The sequence below is a fragment of the Sphingomonas sp. 2R-10 genome, assembly GCF_030062225.1.
Classification (GTDB): Bacteria; Pseudomonadota; Alphaproteobacteria; order Sphingomonadales; family Sphingomonadaceae; genus Sphingomonas.
In genome coordinates this window covers 92,144-107,914 of record NZ_JASCXF010000003.1, presented here as the reverse complement: position 1 = coordinate 107,914, position 15,771 = coordinate 92,144, and the positions used below count along the sequence as shown (strand labels likewise).

The following is a 15,771-nucleotide window of genomic DNA, read 5'->3' as shown; positions in this document are numbered from 1 at the left end:
AGGCTGGGGTCTCGATCGGCTCCTGCTGCGCGCTACCACCGGGAGATCCCGGCCTTCGCCGGGATGACGCCCGTTTCAACAGGGATGGATCAAGCTCTGGCGGCCGGTTCTGTCGATCGCGAACAGGTTGGAAGCGCGCGCGATCACCCGGAAGCGGCGTCGCGGTCATCCGCCGCTGTCCAGCGCCAATCGAACAAGCCCTTCAAGCGCCATCCCATCCTGTAAGTATATCGTATATCTCGCACAGGGTATCGTTCGGTCGTTCGGCGAGTCAATACTCCCACAAATATCCGTCCGTAACCTGCCGCAAGATTGACACCGGGCTCTTGGAGATATCTTATACGATAATACATAGGAGAGCAGGATGAGGATCGCGCGCCGGGAATTGCTGATGGGCTCGGCCCTGCTGCCGCTGGTCGCGGTGCCGGGCTTCGCCGCCACCGCGCGTACGCTGCCCGCCACGGCGCGGCCGTTCCCGCTGGCGGCGGTGCGGCTGCGCCCGTCGGACTTCGCCCGCGCGGTCGAGGTCAACCGCGCCTATCTCAAGACGCTGAGCGCCGACCGCCTGCTCCACAATTACCGCAAGTTCGCCGGACTGGCGCCGAAGGCCGCGGTCTATGGCGGGTGGGAAAGCGATACGATCGCGGGCCATACGCTCGGCCATTATCTCTCCGCGCTGGCGCTGACCCATGGCCAGACCGGCGACGCCGAATGCGTCACCCGCGCCCGCTACATCCTCGGCGAACTGGCCGAATGCCAGGCGAAGAACGGCGACGGCTACGTCGCCGGCTTCAGCCGCAAGCGCAAGGACGGCAGCGTCGTCGACGGCAGAGAGATCTTCCCCGAGATCATGGCCGGCGACATCCGCTCGCAGGGTTTCGACCTCAACGGCTGCTGGGTGCCGTTCTACAACTGGCACAAGCTCTACACCGGGCTGTTCGACGTCGCCGATCATATCGGCGATCCCCGCGTCCTGCCGATCGCGACGGCGCTGGGCGGCTATATCGACACGGTGTTCGCCGCGCTGGACGACGAACAGGTGCAGCGGATGCTGGCCTGCGAATATGGCGGACTGAACGAGAGTTTCGCCGAACTCCATGCCCGGACGAAGGACCCGCGCTGGCTGCGGCTGGCGGAGCGGATCTACGACCGCCGCGTGCTCGATCCGCTGACGCAGCGCGTCGACAAGCTCGCCAACTTCCACGCCAATACCCAGGTGCCGAAACTGATCGGCCTCGCCCGCCTGCACGACCTGACCGGCAAGGAAGCGCAGGGCGTGGCACCGCGCTTCTTCTGGGAACGGGTGACGCGGCACCACAGCTACGTCATCGGTGGCAACGCCGACCGCGAATATTTCTCGGCACCCGACACCATTTCGCAGCATATAACCGAACAGACCTGCGAACACTGCAACACCTACAACATGCTGAAGCTGACGCGACAGCTGTTCGCGTGGGCGCCGCAGGGCGACCTGTTCGACTATTACGAACGCGCGCACCTGAACCACGTCATGGCGCAGCAGGAGCCGGTCAATGGCGGCTTCACCTACATGACCCCGCTGATGAGCGGGGCGAAGCGCGCCTATTCGCAACCGGGCGAGGACGGCTTCTGGTGCTGTGTCGGGACCGGCATGGAAAGCCATGCCAAGCACGGCGAATCGATCTTCTGGGAGGGCGGAGACACGCTGTTCGTCAACCTCTACATCCCCGCCGATGCGCGCTGGGCGGCGCGCGGCGCCACGCTGACGCTCGACACGCGCTATCCCTTCGAAGGGGAATCGCGGCTGACCTTCGCCACGCTGGCCCGCGGCGGGCGCTTCGCGGTGGCGTTGCGCGTGCCGGGTTGGGCCAAAAGCGCGGCGGTTTCTGTGAACGGCAAGCCGGTCGAGCCGCTGCGCGAGGGCGGCTATGCGATCGTCGAGCGCCGGTGGAAGGCGGGCGACACGGTGGCGATCGCGCTGCCGCTCGACCTGCGGATCGAGGCGACGCCGGGCGATGACAAGACGATCGCCATCGTGCGCGGGCCGATGGTGCTCGCCGCCGACCTCGGCCGGGCCGATGGCGAATGGGAAGGGCCCGATCCGGCGCTGGTCGGCAGCGACCTGCTCGGCCGGTTCACGCCGGTCGTGGCGGACGCCGGGCAATATGCGACGCACGGCATCGTCCGCCCCGCCGACCTGACCTTCGTCCCGTTCTACAGCCAGTATGACCGGCGGAGCGCAGTCTATTTCAAACGCTTCACCGACGCCGAATGGAAGGTCGCGGAAACCGCCTTCCTCGCCGAACAGGCAAGGGCGAAGGACATCGCCGCGCGGTCGGTCGACGTCATGCACCTGGGGCAGATGCAGGCGGAGCGCGATCACGACCTGACGTCGGACCAGTCCCATCCGCTCGAATATCGCGGGCGCAACGGGCGCGACGTGCGTTCGGGCGGGTTCATGGAATTCGCGATGAAGACCCGCGCCGGTCCGCTGGTGCTGCAGGCGACCTATTGGGGCGACGAACGCAACCGGACGTTCGACATTCTGGTCGACAATGTGAAGGTCGCCACGCAAAAGCTCGACGCCGACCGGCCCGGCAAGTTCTTCGACGTTGAATATCCGCTTCCGCTCGCCCTCACGAACGGCAAGGACCGCATCAAAGTCCGCATCGTGCCGGCCGACGGCAAAACCGCCGGGCCGGTGTTCGGCGTCCGCCTGTTCACCGCCGCCCCCGCCGCGACCGCATGAGCGACACGCGCACCCTGACGCTGGACGAGGTGCGCGATCTGGCGCGGGCCACGCTGCGCAAGGTGGGCTTGGGCGAGGAGCATGTCGTCGCGGTGGCCGAGACGATGGTGGCGGGCGAGCGCGACGGCTGCGCCAGCCACGGGCTGTACCGCCTGCTGGTCGCGGCGCGCAGCGTTTCGAGCGGGGTGGTGGTGCCTGATGCGGTGCCGGTGATGTCCGAACCGGCGCGCGCGCTGGTGCGGGTCGATGGCGGCGGCGGCTTCGTGCAGCTGGCGTTCGATCGCGGCCGGCCGGTGCTGGCGGACAAGGCGCGCGCGTTCGGCATCGCCGCGCTGGCGCTGACCGACGTCGTCCATTTCGCCGCGCTGTGGCCCGAGGTGGAGGCGCTGGCGAACGACGGCCTCGTGGCGCTGGCGATGACGCCCAGCCACGCGTGGGTCGCGCCGGCGGGCGGCACGAAGCCGGTGTTCGGCACCAATCCGATCGCGTTCGGCTGGCCGCGTCCCGGCGGGCACCCGTTCGTGTTCGATTTCGCGACCAGCGCGGTCGCGCGCGGCGAGATCGAACTGCACCGCCGCGCCGGACAGCCCGTTCCCGACGATTGGGGCTATGACGCCGAAGGCAACCCGTCGACCGATGCGCAGGCGGTGCTGGCCGGCGCAATGCGGACGTTCGGCGGGCACAAGGGGTCGGCACTGGCGGCGATGGTCGAACTGCTCGCCGGGCCGCTGATCGGCGAGCGGACCAGTGCCGCATCGATCGCCGCCGATGCCGGCCGGGGCGGATCGCCGATCGGCGGCGAGTTCATCGTCGCGATCGATCCCGCCGGCTTCCTCGGCGATGCCGTCGCCGACCAGCTTGCCCGCGCCGAAACCTTGTTCGCCGCGATTGAGGGGCAGGGAGCGCGACTCCCTTCTGCCCGCCGCTACGCCGCCCGCGCCATCGCCGGGCGCGACGGGGTGGCGGTGTCGTGCGCGCTGCTCGCCGACATCGCGCAGATCGCGGCATGAGCGTCGGCCTCGCCCTGCTGCTGGCGATCGGCGTCGCGGTGCCGGCGCAAGCCCCGGCTACCGCCGACGACCGGCTGCTCGCGCTGGCGGCGGACGAATATGCGTGGCGCCAGAGCCACTTGCCCGCGTCCGAGGACGTGCCGCAGGACCAGCGGATGCGCCTGCCCGATGTCGGCTCCACGGCACAGGCGGCGAAGCTGGCGCGGTGGGACGCCACGCTGCGCGCGCTGGCGGCGATCGATCCCGCTACGCTGTCGGCGGAGGGGCGTACCAACCTGATCGTCTATCGCGGACAGATCGCGGCGCTTCTGAACGAGCAACGCTATCGCGACTATGAAAAGCCGCTGACGTCGGACACCAGCTTCTGGGGCGACGTCGCCGAGACCGCGCGCGGCAGTTTCCGGACCGAAGGCGACTATCGCGCCTATCTGGCGATGCTGCGCGACCTGCCGCGCTATTACGGGCAACAGATCGCGAACATGCGCGCCGGGCTGCGCCGCGGCTTCACCCCGCCGGCGATCACGCTGAAGGGCCGCGACATCGGCGTGGCGCAGGTGGTCGCCACCGCCCCTACCGACTCGCGCTTCTACCAGCCGTTCCGCACCATGCCGGCGCAGATGCCCGCCGCGGTGCAGGCGGCGCTGCGGGCACAGGCGCAGGCGGTGATCGCCAGCGCGGTCGTGCCCGCGCACGCCACGCTGCTGGCGTTCCTGCGCATCGAATATCTGCCCGGCGCGCGCACGACGATCGCCGCCTACGACCTGCCCGACGGGCGCGCCTATTATGCGTCGAAGGTCGCGGAATTCACCACCCGCGACCTGACCGCCGAACAGGTCCATGCGATCGGCCTCGCCGAAGTCGCGGCGATCCGCGCGCGGATGCTGGACGTGATGCGCGAGGTGACGTTCGCCGGTGACCTGCCGGCCTTCCTCACCTTCCTGCGCACCGATCCGCGCTTCTATGCGAAGACGCCGCAGGAACTGCTCGACCGCGCGGCATGGATCGCCAAGACCTTCGACGGCAAGGCCGGCGACTGGTTCGGGCGGCTGCCGCGGCAGCGGTTCGCGATCCGCCCGGTGCCCGACGACCTCGCGCCCTTCTATACCGGCGGGCGCGGCGGCCCGGGCATCTACCTCGTCAACACCTACAACCTGCCCGCCCGCCCGCTTTATTCGCTTGTCGCCCTGACGTTGCACGAAAGCGCGCCGGGCCATGCGTTCCAGATGCCGCTGGCGGCCGAGCTGACCGGCCTGCCCGCGTTCCGCCGCGACGCCTATCTGTCGGCCTATGGCGAGGGCTGGGCGCTGTATTGCGAGGCGCTGGGCGAGGAGATGGGGATGTACAACACCCCGTACGACCGGTTCGGGATGCTCAGCTACCAGATGTGGCGCGCCGCGCGGCTGGTAGTCGATACCGGTATCCATGCGCAGGGATGGAGCCGCGCGCGGGCGCAGGCCTATCTGCGCGACCATACCGCGCTGTCCGAACACGAGATCGTGACCGAGGTCGATCGCTACATCGCATGGCCGGGACAGGCGCTCAGCTATCATATCGGCCAGATCGCGTTTCGCGACGCGCGGGCGAAGGCCGAACGCGCGCTGGGCGATCGCTTCGACATCCGCGCATTTCACGACGCCGTGCTGGCGCTCGGCTTCGTGCCGTTGCCGGTCATCGACCGGCGCGTCGACCAGTTCATCGCCGAAGGCGGCGAGGGACCCTCCGCCATGGACTGACCCTCGCGACGGCACCCGCAGCCGGCCGTGCCGCTGCCACGGGCGCTGTTCCGAGGGACAGGTCCTTTGACAGGGGGGAGCAGGGACATGCGAACGATCCGGGGGAGGGTTTCCTGACGGCCATGGTCGCCGAGATCCCGGCCGGCGCGCACGGCCCGTCGTGCGGGTTCAACGACGTCCGGTTCGCGGGGAACCCGGTGGCGCTGACCGTGCTGGTGCGGATGCGCGATGCACGACGATCACCGCCGCCGGTCGAACCGGTCGAGCGTGAACGGCGCGAGGTCGATCGCCGGCCGGCTGCCGTTCGCCAGCGCGGCGACCAGCGTGGCGGTGACCGGCGCGAGCGTCAGCCCCAGATACTGGTGGCCGAACGCATAGAGGAGGTTTGCCGCGCGGTCCGACCGGCCGATCGCCGGCAGGTAATCGGGCAGGGTCGGCCGCGATCCCATCCACCGGGTGAACGGCCCGGCGATCGGCAGGCCCAGTTCGGCGACGTGCCGTTCCAGCCGCCGCCACCGGCGCGGATCGGGCGGCGCGTCGGCGTCACCCGGCTCGACGAAGCCCGCCACCTGCACGCGGTCGGCATAGCGGGTGACGATGATCGAGCGGTCTTCGAACACGATCGGCGGCAGGTCGACGGGCCAGCGATCGGCGGCGGCGCGCACATGATAGCCGCGCTCGGCGACGATCGGCACGCGGTGTCCCGCGGCCCGCAGCAGCGCGCCCGACCGGACCCCGGCGGTGACGAGGACGAGGTCGGCATCCTGCCCAACGACGCGGGCGCGCCCGCCCTCGACCACCAGCGCGGCGGGCGCGCGGACGATCGCGACTCCGCCGGCCCGCGCCTCGCGTTCGAGCGCGCGCGCAAGGCGGTCGAGGTCGGACACCTGTGCCGTCCCGGCGAACCGGATCGCGGCGGCCGTCCCGAACGGCGCCTCGGTCGGGGCGAAGCATGTGGTGCCGATGTCCTGCGCCGCCCAGTGCGCCATTCCCCGCGTGGCGCTCTGCGCGCTCTCCCACGCTACGACATGGCCGCGCTCCGCGAGCAGCCCGCCACCCAGCCGGGTATCGAGCGTCCGCCACGTGGGCAGGGCGGCGTGCAGCAATGCCTTCAGCGCGGCCTGTCCGGCGGCGAAGCGACGGGGAGCGGCGGCGGCGATCAGCCCGGCGGCGAACGGCATCCATGCCGCGATCTGGCGCGGCGGCAGGCTGAGCGGACCGCCGAACAGCGACAGCCGCCGCGGCAACGACCGCAGCGACGCGAGCGACGCCAGCGGCGCGGTCTGTTCGGTGGCGATATGCCCGGCATTGCCCCACGACGCCGCCTCGCGTCCCGCCGACGCGTCGTACAGCGTGACGCCATGCCCCCGGTCGGCCAGCGCCACCGCGCAGGACAGGCCGACGACCCCGCCACCGACAATCACGATACGCGCCATGAGACATCCCCGTTGCGGGCAAGATCTAAGCAGGGTATACAGTATATGTAAATAACGCAGGACGATGTGATGACGATCGATTGGCAGGGTGTGTTCCCGGCGGTGACGACGCAGCTTCACGAAGACCTTTCGATCGACCTTGCCGATACGCAGCGCGTTGTCGACGACCTGATCCGCGACGGCGTGACCGGCGTGATCGCACTGGGCACGGTGGGAGAGAACAACTCGCTGACCCATGACGAGAAGGTCATGGTGCTGCGCGCCATCGTCGAGGTCGTCGCCGGCCGGGTTCCGGTCGTGACCGGCGTGTCCGAATACGACACCCGTCGCGCGGTCGGCTATGCGCAGGCGGCGGAGCGCGCCGGCGCCGACGGCCTGATGCTGCTGCCACCGATGGTCTATGTGCCCAAGGCGCACGAACTGGCCGCGCATTTCAAGGGCGTGGCCGCCGCCACCGCGCTGCCGATCATGCTCTACAACAACCCGCCAGCCTATCGCACGCAGATCGACGACGAGGTGCTGGCGATGGTCGCCGATGCCGCGAACATCGTCGCGATCAAGGAATCGGCGCCCGACACCCGCCGCTTCACCGATGTGAAGACCCGGTTCGGCGACCGTTACGTGTTGTTCGCCGGTCTCGACGACGTCGCGCTCGAAGGGCTGTATCTGGGCGCGCAGGGCTGGGTATCGGGGCTGACCAACGCCTTCCCGCGCGAATCGGTCGAGCTGGTCCGCGCGTTCCAGCGTGGCGACCATGCGAAGGCGATGGAGATCTATCGCTGGTTCATGCCGCTGCTCCACCTCGATGCCGAACATGATCTGGTCCAGTCGATCAAGCTGGCCGAACAGGTCATGGGCCGCGGGTCGGAACGCGTCCTGCCGCCGCGCCTGCCGCTGACCGGCGCGCGCCGTGCCGAAGTGATCGCGATGGTCGAACACGCCGCGGCGACGCGGCCGTCGCTCGACCGGTCCGTCGCCGCCGCCGCCTGATCGCAACGGCGATGCGGCACAGCTTCTTCTGCATCGACGGCCATACCGCGGGCAATCCGGTGCGGCTCGTCGTCGGCGGTGCGCCGCTGGTGAAGGGCGCGACCATGTCGGAGCGGCGACAGGATTTCCTGTCCCGCTTCGACTGGATCCGCACCGGGTTGTGCTTCGAACCGCGCGGCCATGCGATGATGTCGGGCGGGTTCCTCTACCCGCCGACGCGCGACGACAGCGACATCGGCATCCTGTTCATCGAAACCTCCGGCTGCCTGCCGATGTGCGGGCACGGCACGATCGGCATCGTCACCTTCGGCCTCGAACACGGCCTCATCCAGCCGGCGATACCGGGTCGGCTGCGGGTCGAGGTGCCGGCCGGCATCCTCGACATCGCCTATACGACGCAGGGCGACCGGGTGACGTCGGTGCGGATCACCAACGTCGCGTCCTATCTGGCGGCGCGGGGCATCGCGATCGAGGTGCCGGGGCTCGGGCCCTTGACGGTCGATGTCGCCTATGGCGGCAACTATTATGCGATCGTCGAGCCGCAGGGCGGCTATGCCGGGCTCGACGCGCTGGGGGCCGAGGCGCTGATCGCGCACAGCCGCGCGGTGCGCGCGGCGGTTCGCGCCGCCTTCGAACCGGTCCATCCGCTCGATCCGACCATCCGCGGCGTCAGCCACGTCCTGTGGGCCGATGCACCGCGCGGCGCCGATGCCGACGGGCGCAACGCGGTCTTCTACGGCGACGGCGCGATCGACCGATCCCCATGCGGCACCGGCACCTCGGCGCGGCTGGCGCAGCTCGCCGCGACCGGCCGTTTGCAGGTCGGCGATCGCTTCGTCCACGAAAGCTACATCGGCAGCCGCTTCATCGGCCAGGTCGAGGCGGCGACGACGCTGGGCGACGGCGCGGCGATCATCCCCTCGATCGAGGGATCGGCGATCGCGACCGGATTCAACACCATCTGGATCGATCGCGTCGATCCGTTCTGGCAGGGATTCGAAGTAAAATGACGACGCCCTGCCGCCACCGGGAGACACCGCGATGAGCATCCTCGTGCGAACCCTGTCCGAACGGGTGTTCGAAATCGTCCGCGACCGGATCATCACCGGCGTCCTGCCGCAGAACGCGCCGATCCGGCAGGACGCGCTGGCCGCCGAGCTGGGGATCAGCAAGATCCCGCTGCGCGAGGCGCTCGGCCGGCTCGAACAGGAAGGGCTGCTCGTCAGCCAGGCCAATCGCGGCTATTCGGTCCATCCGATGTCGCTGGGGCAGGTCGAGGAGATCTTCGCGCTGCGGATGACGATCGAACCGGCCGCCGCCGTGCGCGCGTCGCTCTATGCCGACGATGCCGAGCGGGACGAAGCGCTCGCGGCATTCCACTCCCTCGACGAAGCGGCGCGCTCCAACCTCGGCGAGGTCGCGGTGCGGAACCGCAATTTCCACGTGGCGCTGGTCCGGCCGGGCGGCGGCGCGCTGACGACGCAGCTGGTCGAGCGGCTGGCCTTCCTTGCCGAACGCTATGTCGTGAAGCATCTCGAGCCCGCGGGTCGCGAGGATCGCGCGCATCTCGAACACCGGCTGCTGATCGACGCGTGGTTGCAGCGCGATGAGGCCGAACTGCATCGCCTGCTGCATCGCCACATCGAATCGACACTCATCGACCTGCGGATGCAGCTTGGGTCGGCGAACGACCGCTGACCGGTCGGGCGCCGCGGAAGGCACGGCGCGAACCGGAATGTTCGGACCACGCAAGACGCTGCGACCCTGCCGCGTTCCGGCACCGCCCGACCCGCAAACATGCTTAACGCCTGCCCCCGGCCGGATCGAAACCGCGCGTCGCGCGCTGACCGGGCAATTCTCGCGACCCCCGTCGCAACAAGGCAGCGTGTACGGACCATGGAGACGGACGAAGTATCGGCGCGCATCCTGATCGTGGACGACGATCCGGCCGTCCATGAATCCTATCGCATGTCGTTCCGGCCCGCGCCCGATACCGATGCGCTGGCCGATCTGGCCGCCGAACTGTTCGCCGGGATGGATGGCCGCGACACCGATCGGCCCCATTTGGCGCTGATCCATGTCCATCAGGGCGAGGAGGCGATCGTCGCGGTCGAGCGCGCCGTCGCCGACGACAGGGGCTTCGCCGTCGCCTTCATCGACGTGCGCATGCCGCCGGGGATCGACGGGCGCGAGACCGCGCGGCGGATCCGCGCGGTCGATCCCGATATCCAGATCGTGATCGTCACCGGCTATTCCGACTTCTCGCCGGCGCAGATCGCGCGGGTCGCCGGGCCGCCCGACCGGCTGTTCTACATCGCCAAGCCGTTCGCCGCCGACGAAGTGTTGCAGACCGCGACCGCGCTGTCGCATCGCTGGCATGCCGACCGCGCGCTGGCCACGACCCGGGCCGCGCTCGCCGCCAAGATCGAGGAACTGGAGGAACAGGCGCGCGAACTCGCCGCGAACGAGAGCAAGGCGATCCGCCTCGCCAACCGCGATACGCTGACCGGCGCGCCCAATCGGCTCGCCTTCCTGCGCATCCTGTCCGAACATGCCCGGCGGCAGGGCGGCTTCGCGATGGCGATGATCGATCTCGACCGGTTCAAGCTCATCAACGACACGCTCGGCCATCTGGTCGGCGACGAACTGATCCGCACGATCTGCACGATCCTGACGGAAAAGGTTGGCGAGGACGGGTTCGTCGCGCGGCTGGGCGGCGACGAATTTGGCGTGCTGATCCCCGCCGACAGCGCCGACGATGCCGTGATGCGCTGCGAACGGCTGGTGCGCGCCTGTTCCACCAATCTGCAGGTGTTCGGCCATCCGATCCGCGGCGCGGCATCGTGCGGGGTGATGATGGTCGCCGCCGACGGCGGACGCGAATCGGTCGACATCATGCGCCGCGCCGACCTCGCTCTCAACGAGGCCAAGCGACAGGGGCGCGGCGTCGTGCGGCTGTTCGACGACAGCATGGACGAATCGATCCGGTTCCGCCGTCGCGTCGAACAGGGGCTGACCCACGCCATCGCCAACGACGAACTGGCGCTGCTGTATCAACCGATCGTGTCGCGCGACACGCTGGACGTGGTCGGGTTCGAAGGGTTGCTGCGCTGGCACAGCCCCGATCATGGCCAGATCGGCCCGGCGACCTTCGTGCCTATCGCCGAGGAATCGAACCTCATCCACGATCTCGGCGAATGGGTGCTCGACGAGGCGCTGGCGATGCTGGCGTCGTGGCCGGGGCAATATGTCTCTGTCAATTTCTCGCCGCGCCAGTTCCGCCGGCCGAGCTTCGTCGGGCATCTGATCGAGAAGGTGCAGCGCGCGGGGGTCGCGCCCGACCGGTTGCAGATCGAGATCACCGAGACCGCGATCTTCGACGATGCCGAACGCGCCGCCGATACGCTGTACCGGCTGCGCCAGATGGGGTTCCGCATCGCGCTCGACGATTTCGGCACCGGCTATTCCTCACTCTACAATATCCGCAAGTTCGCGCTCGATTGCCTGAAGATCGACCGCAGCTTCATCGACGGCATGGGCCGCGAGCGCGAAAGCGCGGCGATCGTCCATTCGATCATCCACCTCGCCCGCGCGCTGCGGCTGGAGGTGGTGGCGGAGGGGGTCGAGACCGAACAGCAGGTACAGGCGCTGCGGCTGGCAGGCTGTTCGCATCTGCAGGGCTATTATTTCGCGCGGCCGATCGACGGTACCGCGGCAACGGCGATGGCGTGTCGCGCGCGGGGCGGGGGACCGGCGATCGCACACGACCCGGGCGTATGACGCGACCTTCGCGACGATACGGGCGCCTCGCCCGGCATCGCGCCCCGGCGCAGGCGGGGGGTCGGGGCGACCTGCGCGAGCCATCGTTTCGTGCTGCTCCGGATCGCTATTGGCACGGGGCGACGCTGGCGTCGCGGCGCTTCGCATGACGCGGGTGCGACGCCGGCCGACGCTGGATGGCAGGCTGACGGCGATCGTCGCGGCGGCGGGGGTGGTCGCGTTGCTGGCGACGGCCGTGCCGCTGGTCCTGTTCGGGCTTGCGGACCTGTCGTCGGTCCTGACGGGCGGCGCCGTACTGGCGGTGGTATTGCTCGTGCTGCACGTCTCGGTCGCGCGCCTGTCCGCCCGGCTGCGGCGGATCGCGGGGCAACTGAACGAAGCGACCGGATCGATCGCGCGCGAGCGGCGCGACGACGATATCGGCGCGCTGGTCGTCGCGCTGAATACGGCGCTGTCCAGGCAGCAGGAACGCGCCGGCCAGCGCGAACTGCACGCCTTTCGCCTCGGCCGGTCGGAAAGCCGCGCCGGGCTGGTCCATAATGTCCGCAACGCGCTGTCGCCGATCAGCGCGATCCTGTCGCACGGCCTCGCCCGGCCGCCGATCGCCGAACGCGAGACGATCGAGCGCGCGGTCGGCGAACTGGCGCGGGGCGATGTGCCGCCCGAACGCCGGGCAAAGCTCGCCGCCTATGTCATGGCGGCGATCGATGCGGCGGCGCGGGCACGCCTCGAACGGCTGGCACAGCTGGAAACCGGGCGGACGGCGCTCGCCAACGTGCTGGAGATCGTCGGCCAGCCGCACGACGGCGCGGCCGAGCCGCCGCTGCTCGAACGCTGCGACGTGACCGACCTGATCGCGCGCAACGGGGCGATCGCGCGCTATGGCGACGGACAGTCGATCGCGGTGTCCTTTCCCGCGCAACCCGTCTGGGTCTGCGCCAACCGGGTGATCCTGGGGCAGGTGATCGGCAACCTGTTCTGCAACGCCGGCGAAGCGATCGCCGCGCGCCCGCTCGCGCCCGGACGGATCGACGTAACCGTGACGGCGGAGGCGGGGCGGGGGGTGAGCGTCGTCATCGCCGACGATGGCGATGGCTTCGACCCGGTAGCCGTGCCGATGCTGTTCCAGCGCGGCTATTCGACCAGGCGCGCGAAGTCGGGCGGGCTGGGGCTGCACTGGTCGGCGAACTGGATGGCGGCGATGGGCGGCAGCCTGCGCCTCGAAAGCGACGGCCCCGGCCACGGCGCGCGCGCCATCCTGACGCTTCCCGCGGCCTAGAGTCTGATCCATCGGCATGGATACGTCACCCGAGCGAAGGCTGAGGTCTCCATCGGCTCCTGCTGCGCGCTACCATCGGGCGATCCCGGCCTTCGCCGGGATGACGCCCGGTTCAAACAGGGTGGATCAGACTCTAGATCAGCGACAGGATCCGGTCCGCATCCTCACGCCGACAGATCAGCAGATCCGGCAACCACGTATCATGGCAGTTGTAATAGAGCGGCGTCCCATCGATCCGGGACGCATGCAGGCCGGCGGCGAGCGCGACGGCGACCGGCGCGCAACTGTCCCATTCGTACTGGCCGCCGGCATGCAGGTAGATGTCGGCCTCGCCGCGCACCACCGCCATCGCCTTCGCCCCTGCCGACCCCATCGAGATCAGTTCGGCGTCGATCGCCTGCGCGACCGCCAGCGCCTGGCGGGCGGGGCGGGTGCGGCTGACGACCATCCGCGGGCGCGCCGGGCGCGGCGGCACGACCGGCGCGGGACTGCTCGACAGCACGATGCCGAGCGCCGGTAGCGCCACCGCCCCCGCACTGGCCCGACCGTCGACTGCCAGCGCGATGTGGACTGCCCAGTCGTCCCGCCCCTCGGCATATTCGCGCGTACCGTCCAGCGGGTCGACGATCCAGGTCTGTGCCGCCGCGCAGCGTGCCTTGTCGTCCGCCGACTCCTCCGACAGCACGAACGCTTGCGGCCGCGCGGCACGCAGCCGCTCTAGGATCAGTGCGTTCGCTTCCGCATCCGCCCGGTCGCCCAGCGCCTTGCCGGTTTCGCGTCCCTCGCGCCGGATCGCGAGCAACAGCTTGCCCGCCTCCGCCGCGATCGCGGTCGCCAGCAGCGCGTCGTCGCTCACAGCACCGGCGCCCAGATGCCCAGCACATGCTCGACGATGCGTTCGGCGGCGGCCTCCGGCGTCTCGCGCGTGGTGTCGACATGGATGTCGGGTGCGATCGGGGGTTCGTACGGGCTGTCGATACCGGTGAAGTTGGCCAAGGCCCCGCTGCGCGCCTTGGCATAGAGACCCTTTACGTCACGCGCTTCGGCGACGCTTAGCGGGGTGTCGACGAACACCTCGACGAACTCGCCCGGCGGCAGCATCGATCGCGCCAGATCGCGCTCGGCCCGAAACGGCGAGATGAACGCGGTCAGCACGATCAGACCGGCATCAGCCATCAGCCTCGCGACCTCGCCAACGCGGCGCACATTCTCAACCCGGTCGGCGTCGGTGAAGCCCAGGTCGCGGTTCAGGCCGTGGCGGACATTGTCGCCGTCGAGCAGGAAGCTGTGCTTGCCCAGCGCGTGCAGCTTCTTTTCGACCAGATTGGCGATGGTCGACTTGCCCGATCCCGACAGGCCGGTGAACCACAGCACGCGCGGCGACTGGTTCTTCTGCGCGGCGTGCGCTTCGCGGGTGATGTCGATCGACTGCCAGTGGACGTTCTGGCTGCGGCGCAGGCAATAATCGATCATGCCGGCGGCGACGGTGGCGTTGGTGATCTTGTCGATGAGGATGAACCCGCCGAGGTCGCGATTCTCGGCATAGGGTTCGAAGGCGATGCCGCGATCGGTGAACACGTCGGCCACGCCGATGTCGTTCAGCGACAGCGTCTTGACCGACAGTTCGGCCAGCGTGTTGACGTCGATCGCGTGGCGCGGGCTCTGCACCGTCGCCGATACGGTGCCTGCGCCGGTCTTCAGCCAATAGGCGCGACCGGGCAGCAGCGGTTCGCCGTCCATCCACACGATCGTCGCGCGGAACTGGTCGGCGACCTGCGGCGGCGCATCGGCCGCCGCGATCACGTCGCCGCGCGAACAGTCGATCTCGTCGGTCAGCGTCAGCGTGACCGACTGGCCGGCGACGGCGTGGTCGCGGTCGCCGTCCATCGTGACGATGCGCGCGACCCGCGACGTCTTGCCCGACGGCAGCACCCGCACCGCATCCCCCGGCCGGATGGTGCCGCTGGCGATCAGGCCGGCGAAACCGCGAAAGTCGAGGTCGGGGCGGTTGACCCATTGCACCGGCAGCCGGAACGCCCGCGCCGTCGCCACCTCACCGTCCAGTGCGACGGTTTCAAGATGCTCGATCAGCGCCGGTCCGGCGTACCACGGCGTATTGGCGGACGCGGCGGCGATGTTGTCGCCCCTGAACCCCGACAGGGGGATAGCGGTAAAGCCGGCGATGCCGATCGATTCGGCGAATGCGGCGTAATCGGCGACGATTCGGTCGAACACCGCCCGATCGTAGCCGACCAGATCCATCTTGTTCACCGCCAGCACGATATGGCGAATACCGATCAGATGCGCGAGGTAGCTGTGCCGCCGCGTCTGGGTCAGCACGCCCTTGCGCGCGTCGATCAGGATCACGGCCAGGTCGGCGGTCGACGCACCGGTCACCATGTTGCGGGTATATTGTTCGTGGCCGGGCGTATCGGCGACGATGAACTTGCGCTTTTCGGTCGCGAAGAAGCGATAGGCGACGTCGATGGTGATGCCCTGTTCGCGCTCGGCGGCAAGGCCGTCGACCAGCAGCGCGAAGTCGATCTCCTGCCCCTGCGTGCCGACGCGTTTCGAATCGCTCTCCAGCGCGGCCAGTTGATCCTCGAAGATCATCTTCGAATCATAGAGCAGCCGCCCGATCAGCGTCGACTTGCCGTCGTCGACCGATCCGCAGGTGATGAAGCGCAGCAGCGACTTGGTCTGATGCTGCGCGAGATAGGCGTCGATGTCGCTCGCGATCAGCGCATCGGGCGTATAGGTGGGGGCGTTCATCGTGTCCGTCACCCCAGCGAAGGCTGGGGTCTCCCTGAAATAG

General features: G+C 69.2%; 11 protein-coding genes. 8 read left to right on the top strand and 3 right to left on the bottom strand.

Annotated elements, in window-relative coordinates:
• The first annotated feature begins 364 nt into the window (after positions 1-364).
• From QLH51_RS02370 to QLH51_RS02360, 3 genes are read left to right on the top strand one after another with little or no spacing between them, the layout of a single operon-like run.
• Entirely contained in the window at positions 365-2,728 is a 2,364-nt protein-coding gene (locus QLH51_RS02370; protein ID WP_125655214.1) for a glycoside hydrolase family 127 protein, read from the top strand.
• Positions 2,725-3,738: an Ldh family oxidoreductase gene (locus tag QLH51_RS02365; protein WP_125655216.1), complete on the top strand. Its 1,014-nt coding sequence runs from the start codon at positions 2,725-2,727 to the stop codon at positions 3,736-3,738. Before QLH51_RS02370 ends, QLH51_RS02365 begins: the two co-directional genes overlap by 4 nt.
• Entirely contained in the window at positions 3,735-5,471 is a 1,737-nt protein-coding gene (locus QLH51_RS02360; protein WP_125655219.1) for a DUF885 domain-containing protein, read from the top strand. Before QLH51_RS02365 ends, QLH51_RS02360 begins: the two co-directional genes overlap by 4 nt.
• 239 nt (positions 5,472-5,710) lie before the next feature.
• On the opposite strand, the gene QLH51_RS02355 is transcribed toward QLH51_RS02360, so the two are convergent.
• The gene (locus QLH51_RS02355; protein ID WP_125655221.1) at positions 5,711-6,907 is read right to left on the bottom strand and encodes an NAD(P)/FAD-dependent oxidoreductase; all 1,197 of its coding nucleotides are present in this window, start codon (positions 6,905-6,907) and stop codon (positions 5,711-5,713) included.
• A gap of 69 nt (positions 6,908-6,976) precedes the next feature.
• Between QLH51_RS02355 and QLH51_RS02350 the strand changes: the two genes are divergently transcribed.
• The 5 genes from QLH51_RS02350 to QLH51_RS02330 all read left to right on the top strand — a co-directional run bounded on the left by QLH51_RS02350 (position 6,977) and on the right by QLH51_RS02330 (position 12,956).
• The gene (locus QLH51_RS02350; RefSeq protein ID WP_125655223.1) at positions 6,977-7,897 is read left to right on the top strand and encodes a dihydrodipicolinate synthase family protein; all 921 of its coding nucleotides are present in this window, start codon (positions 6,977-6,979) and stop codon (positions 7,895-7,897) included.
• An 11-nt stretch (positions 7,898-7,908) separates the two neighbouring features.
• Positions 7,909-8,907, top strand: a complete 999-nt coding sequence (locus QLH51_RS02345; RefSeq protein WP_125655225.1) for a 4-hydroxyproline epimerase — start codon at positions 7,909-7,911, stop codon at positions 8,905-8,907.
• 31 nt (positions 8,908-8,938) lie between these two features.
• On the top strand, positions 8,939-9,595 hold the full coding sequence (locus QLH51_RS02340; RefSeq protein ID WP_125655227.1) for a GntR family transcriptional regulator: 657 nt from the start codon (positions 8,939-8,941) through the stop codon (positions 9,593-9,595).
• 198 nt (positions 9,596-9,793) lie between these two features.
• Positions 9,794-11,677: a putative bifunctional diguanylate cyclase/phosphodiesterase gene (locus tag QLH51_RS02335; RefSeq protein WP_125655229.1), complete on the top strand. Its 1,884-nt coding sequence runs from the start codon at positions 9,794-9,796 to the stop codon at positions 11,675-11,677.
• 145 nt (positions 11,678-11,822) lie between these two features.
• Entirely contained in the window at positions 11,823-12,956 is a 1,134-nt protein-coding gene (locus QLH51_RS02330; RefSeq protein WP_125655231.1) for a sensor histidine kinase, read from the top strand.
• 133 nt (positions 12,957-13,089) lie between these two features.
• Here the strand turns inward: QLH51_RS02330 and QLH51_RS02325 are convergent, their stop codons facing one another.
• Positions 13,090-13,812: a 3'(2'),5'-bisphosphate nucleotidase CysQ gene (locus QLH51_RS02325; protein ID WP_241217864.1), complete on the bottom strand. Its 723-nt coding sequence runs from the start codon at positions 13,810-13,812 to the stop codon at positions 13,090-13,092.
• The gene (gene cysN / locus QLH51_RS02320) at positions 13,809-15,728 is read right to left on the bottom strand and encodes a sulfate adenylyltransferase subunit CysN (protein ID WP_125655235.1); all 1,920 of its coding nucleotides are present in this window, start codon (positions 15,726-15,728) and stop codon (positions 13,809-13,811) included. The genes QLH51_RS02325 and cysN overlap by 4 nt, the downstream gene beginning before the upstream one ends.
• Positions 15,729-15,771: the final 43 nt, after the last annotated feature.

Coding starts and splice junctions, on each gene's coding strand:
- QLH51_RS02330 (WP_125655231.1), top strand. CDS start 11,823: ATGACGCGGGTGCGACGCCGGCCGACGCTGGATGGCAGGCTGACGGCG.
- QLH51_RS02355 (WP_125655221.1), bottom strand. CDS start 6,907: ATGGCGCGTATCGTGATTGTCGGTGGCGGGGTCGTCGGCCTGTCCTGC.
- QLH51_RS02345 (WP_125655225.1), top strand. CDS start 7,909: ATGCGGCACAGCTTCTTCTGCATCGACGGCCATACCGCGGGCAATCCG.
- QLH51_RS02335 (WP_125655229.1), top strand. CDS start 9,794: ATGGAGACGGACGAAGTATCGGCGCGCATCCTGATCGTGGACGACGAT.
- cysN (WP_125655235.1), bottom strand. CDS start 15,728: ATGAACGCCCCCACCTATACGCCCGATGCGCTGATCGCGAGCGACATC.
- QLH51_RS02365 (WP_125655216.1), top strand. CDS start 2,725: ATGAGCGACACGCGCACCCTGACGCTGGACGAGGTGCGCGATCTGGCG.
- QLH51_RS02360 (WP_125655219.1), top strand. CDS start 3,735: ATGAGCGTCGGCCTCGCCCTGCTGCTGGCGATCGGCGTCGCGGTGCCG.
- QLH51_RS02350 (WP_125655223.1), top strand. CDS start 6,977: ATGACGATCGATTGGCAGGGTGTGTTCCCGGCGGTGACGACGCAGCTT.
- QLH51_RS02340 (WP_125655227.1), top strand. CDS start 8,939: ATGAGCATCCTCGTGCGAACCCTGTCCGAACGGGTGTTCGAAATCGTC.
- QLH51_RS02370 (WP_125655214.1), top strand. CDS start 365: ATGAGGATCGCGCGCCGGGAATTGCTGATGGGCTCGGCCCTGCTGCCG.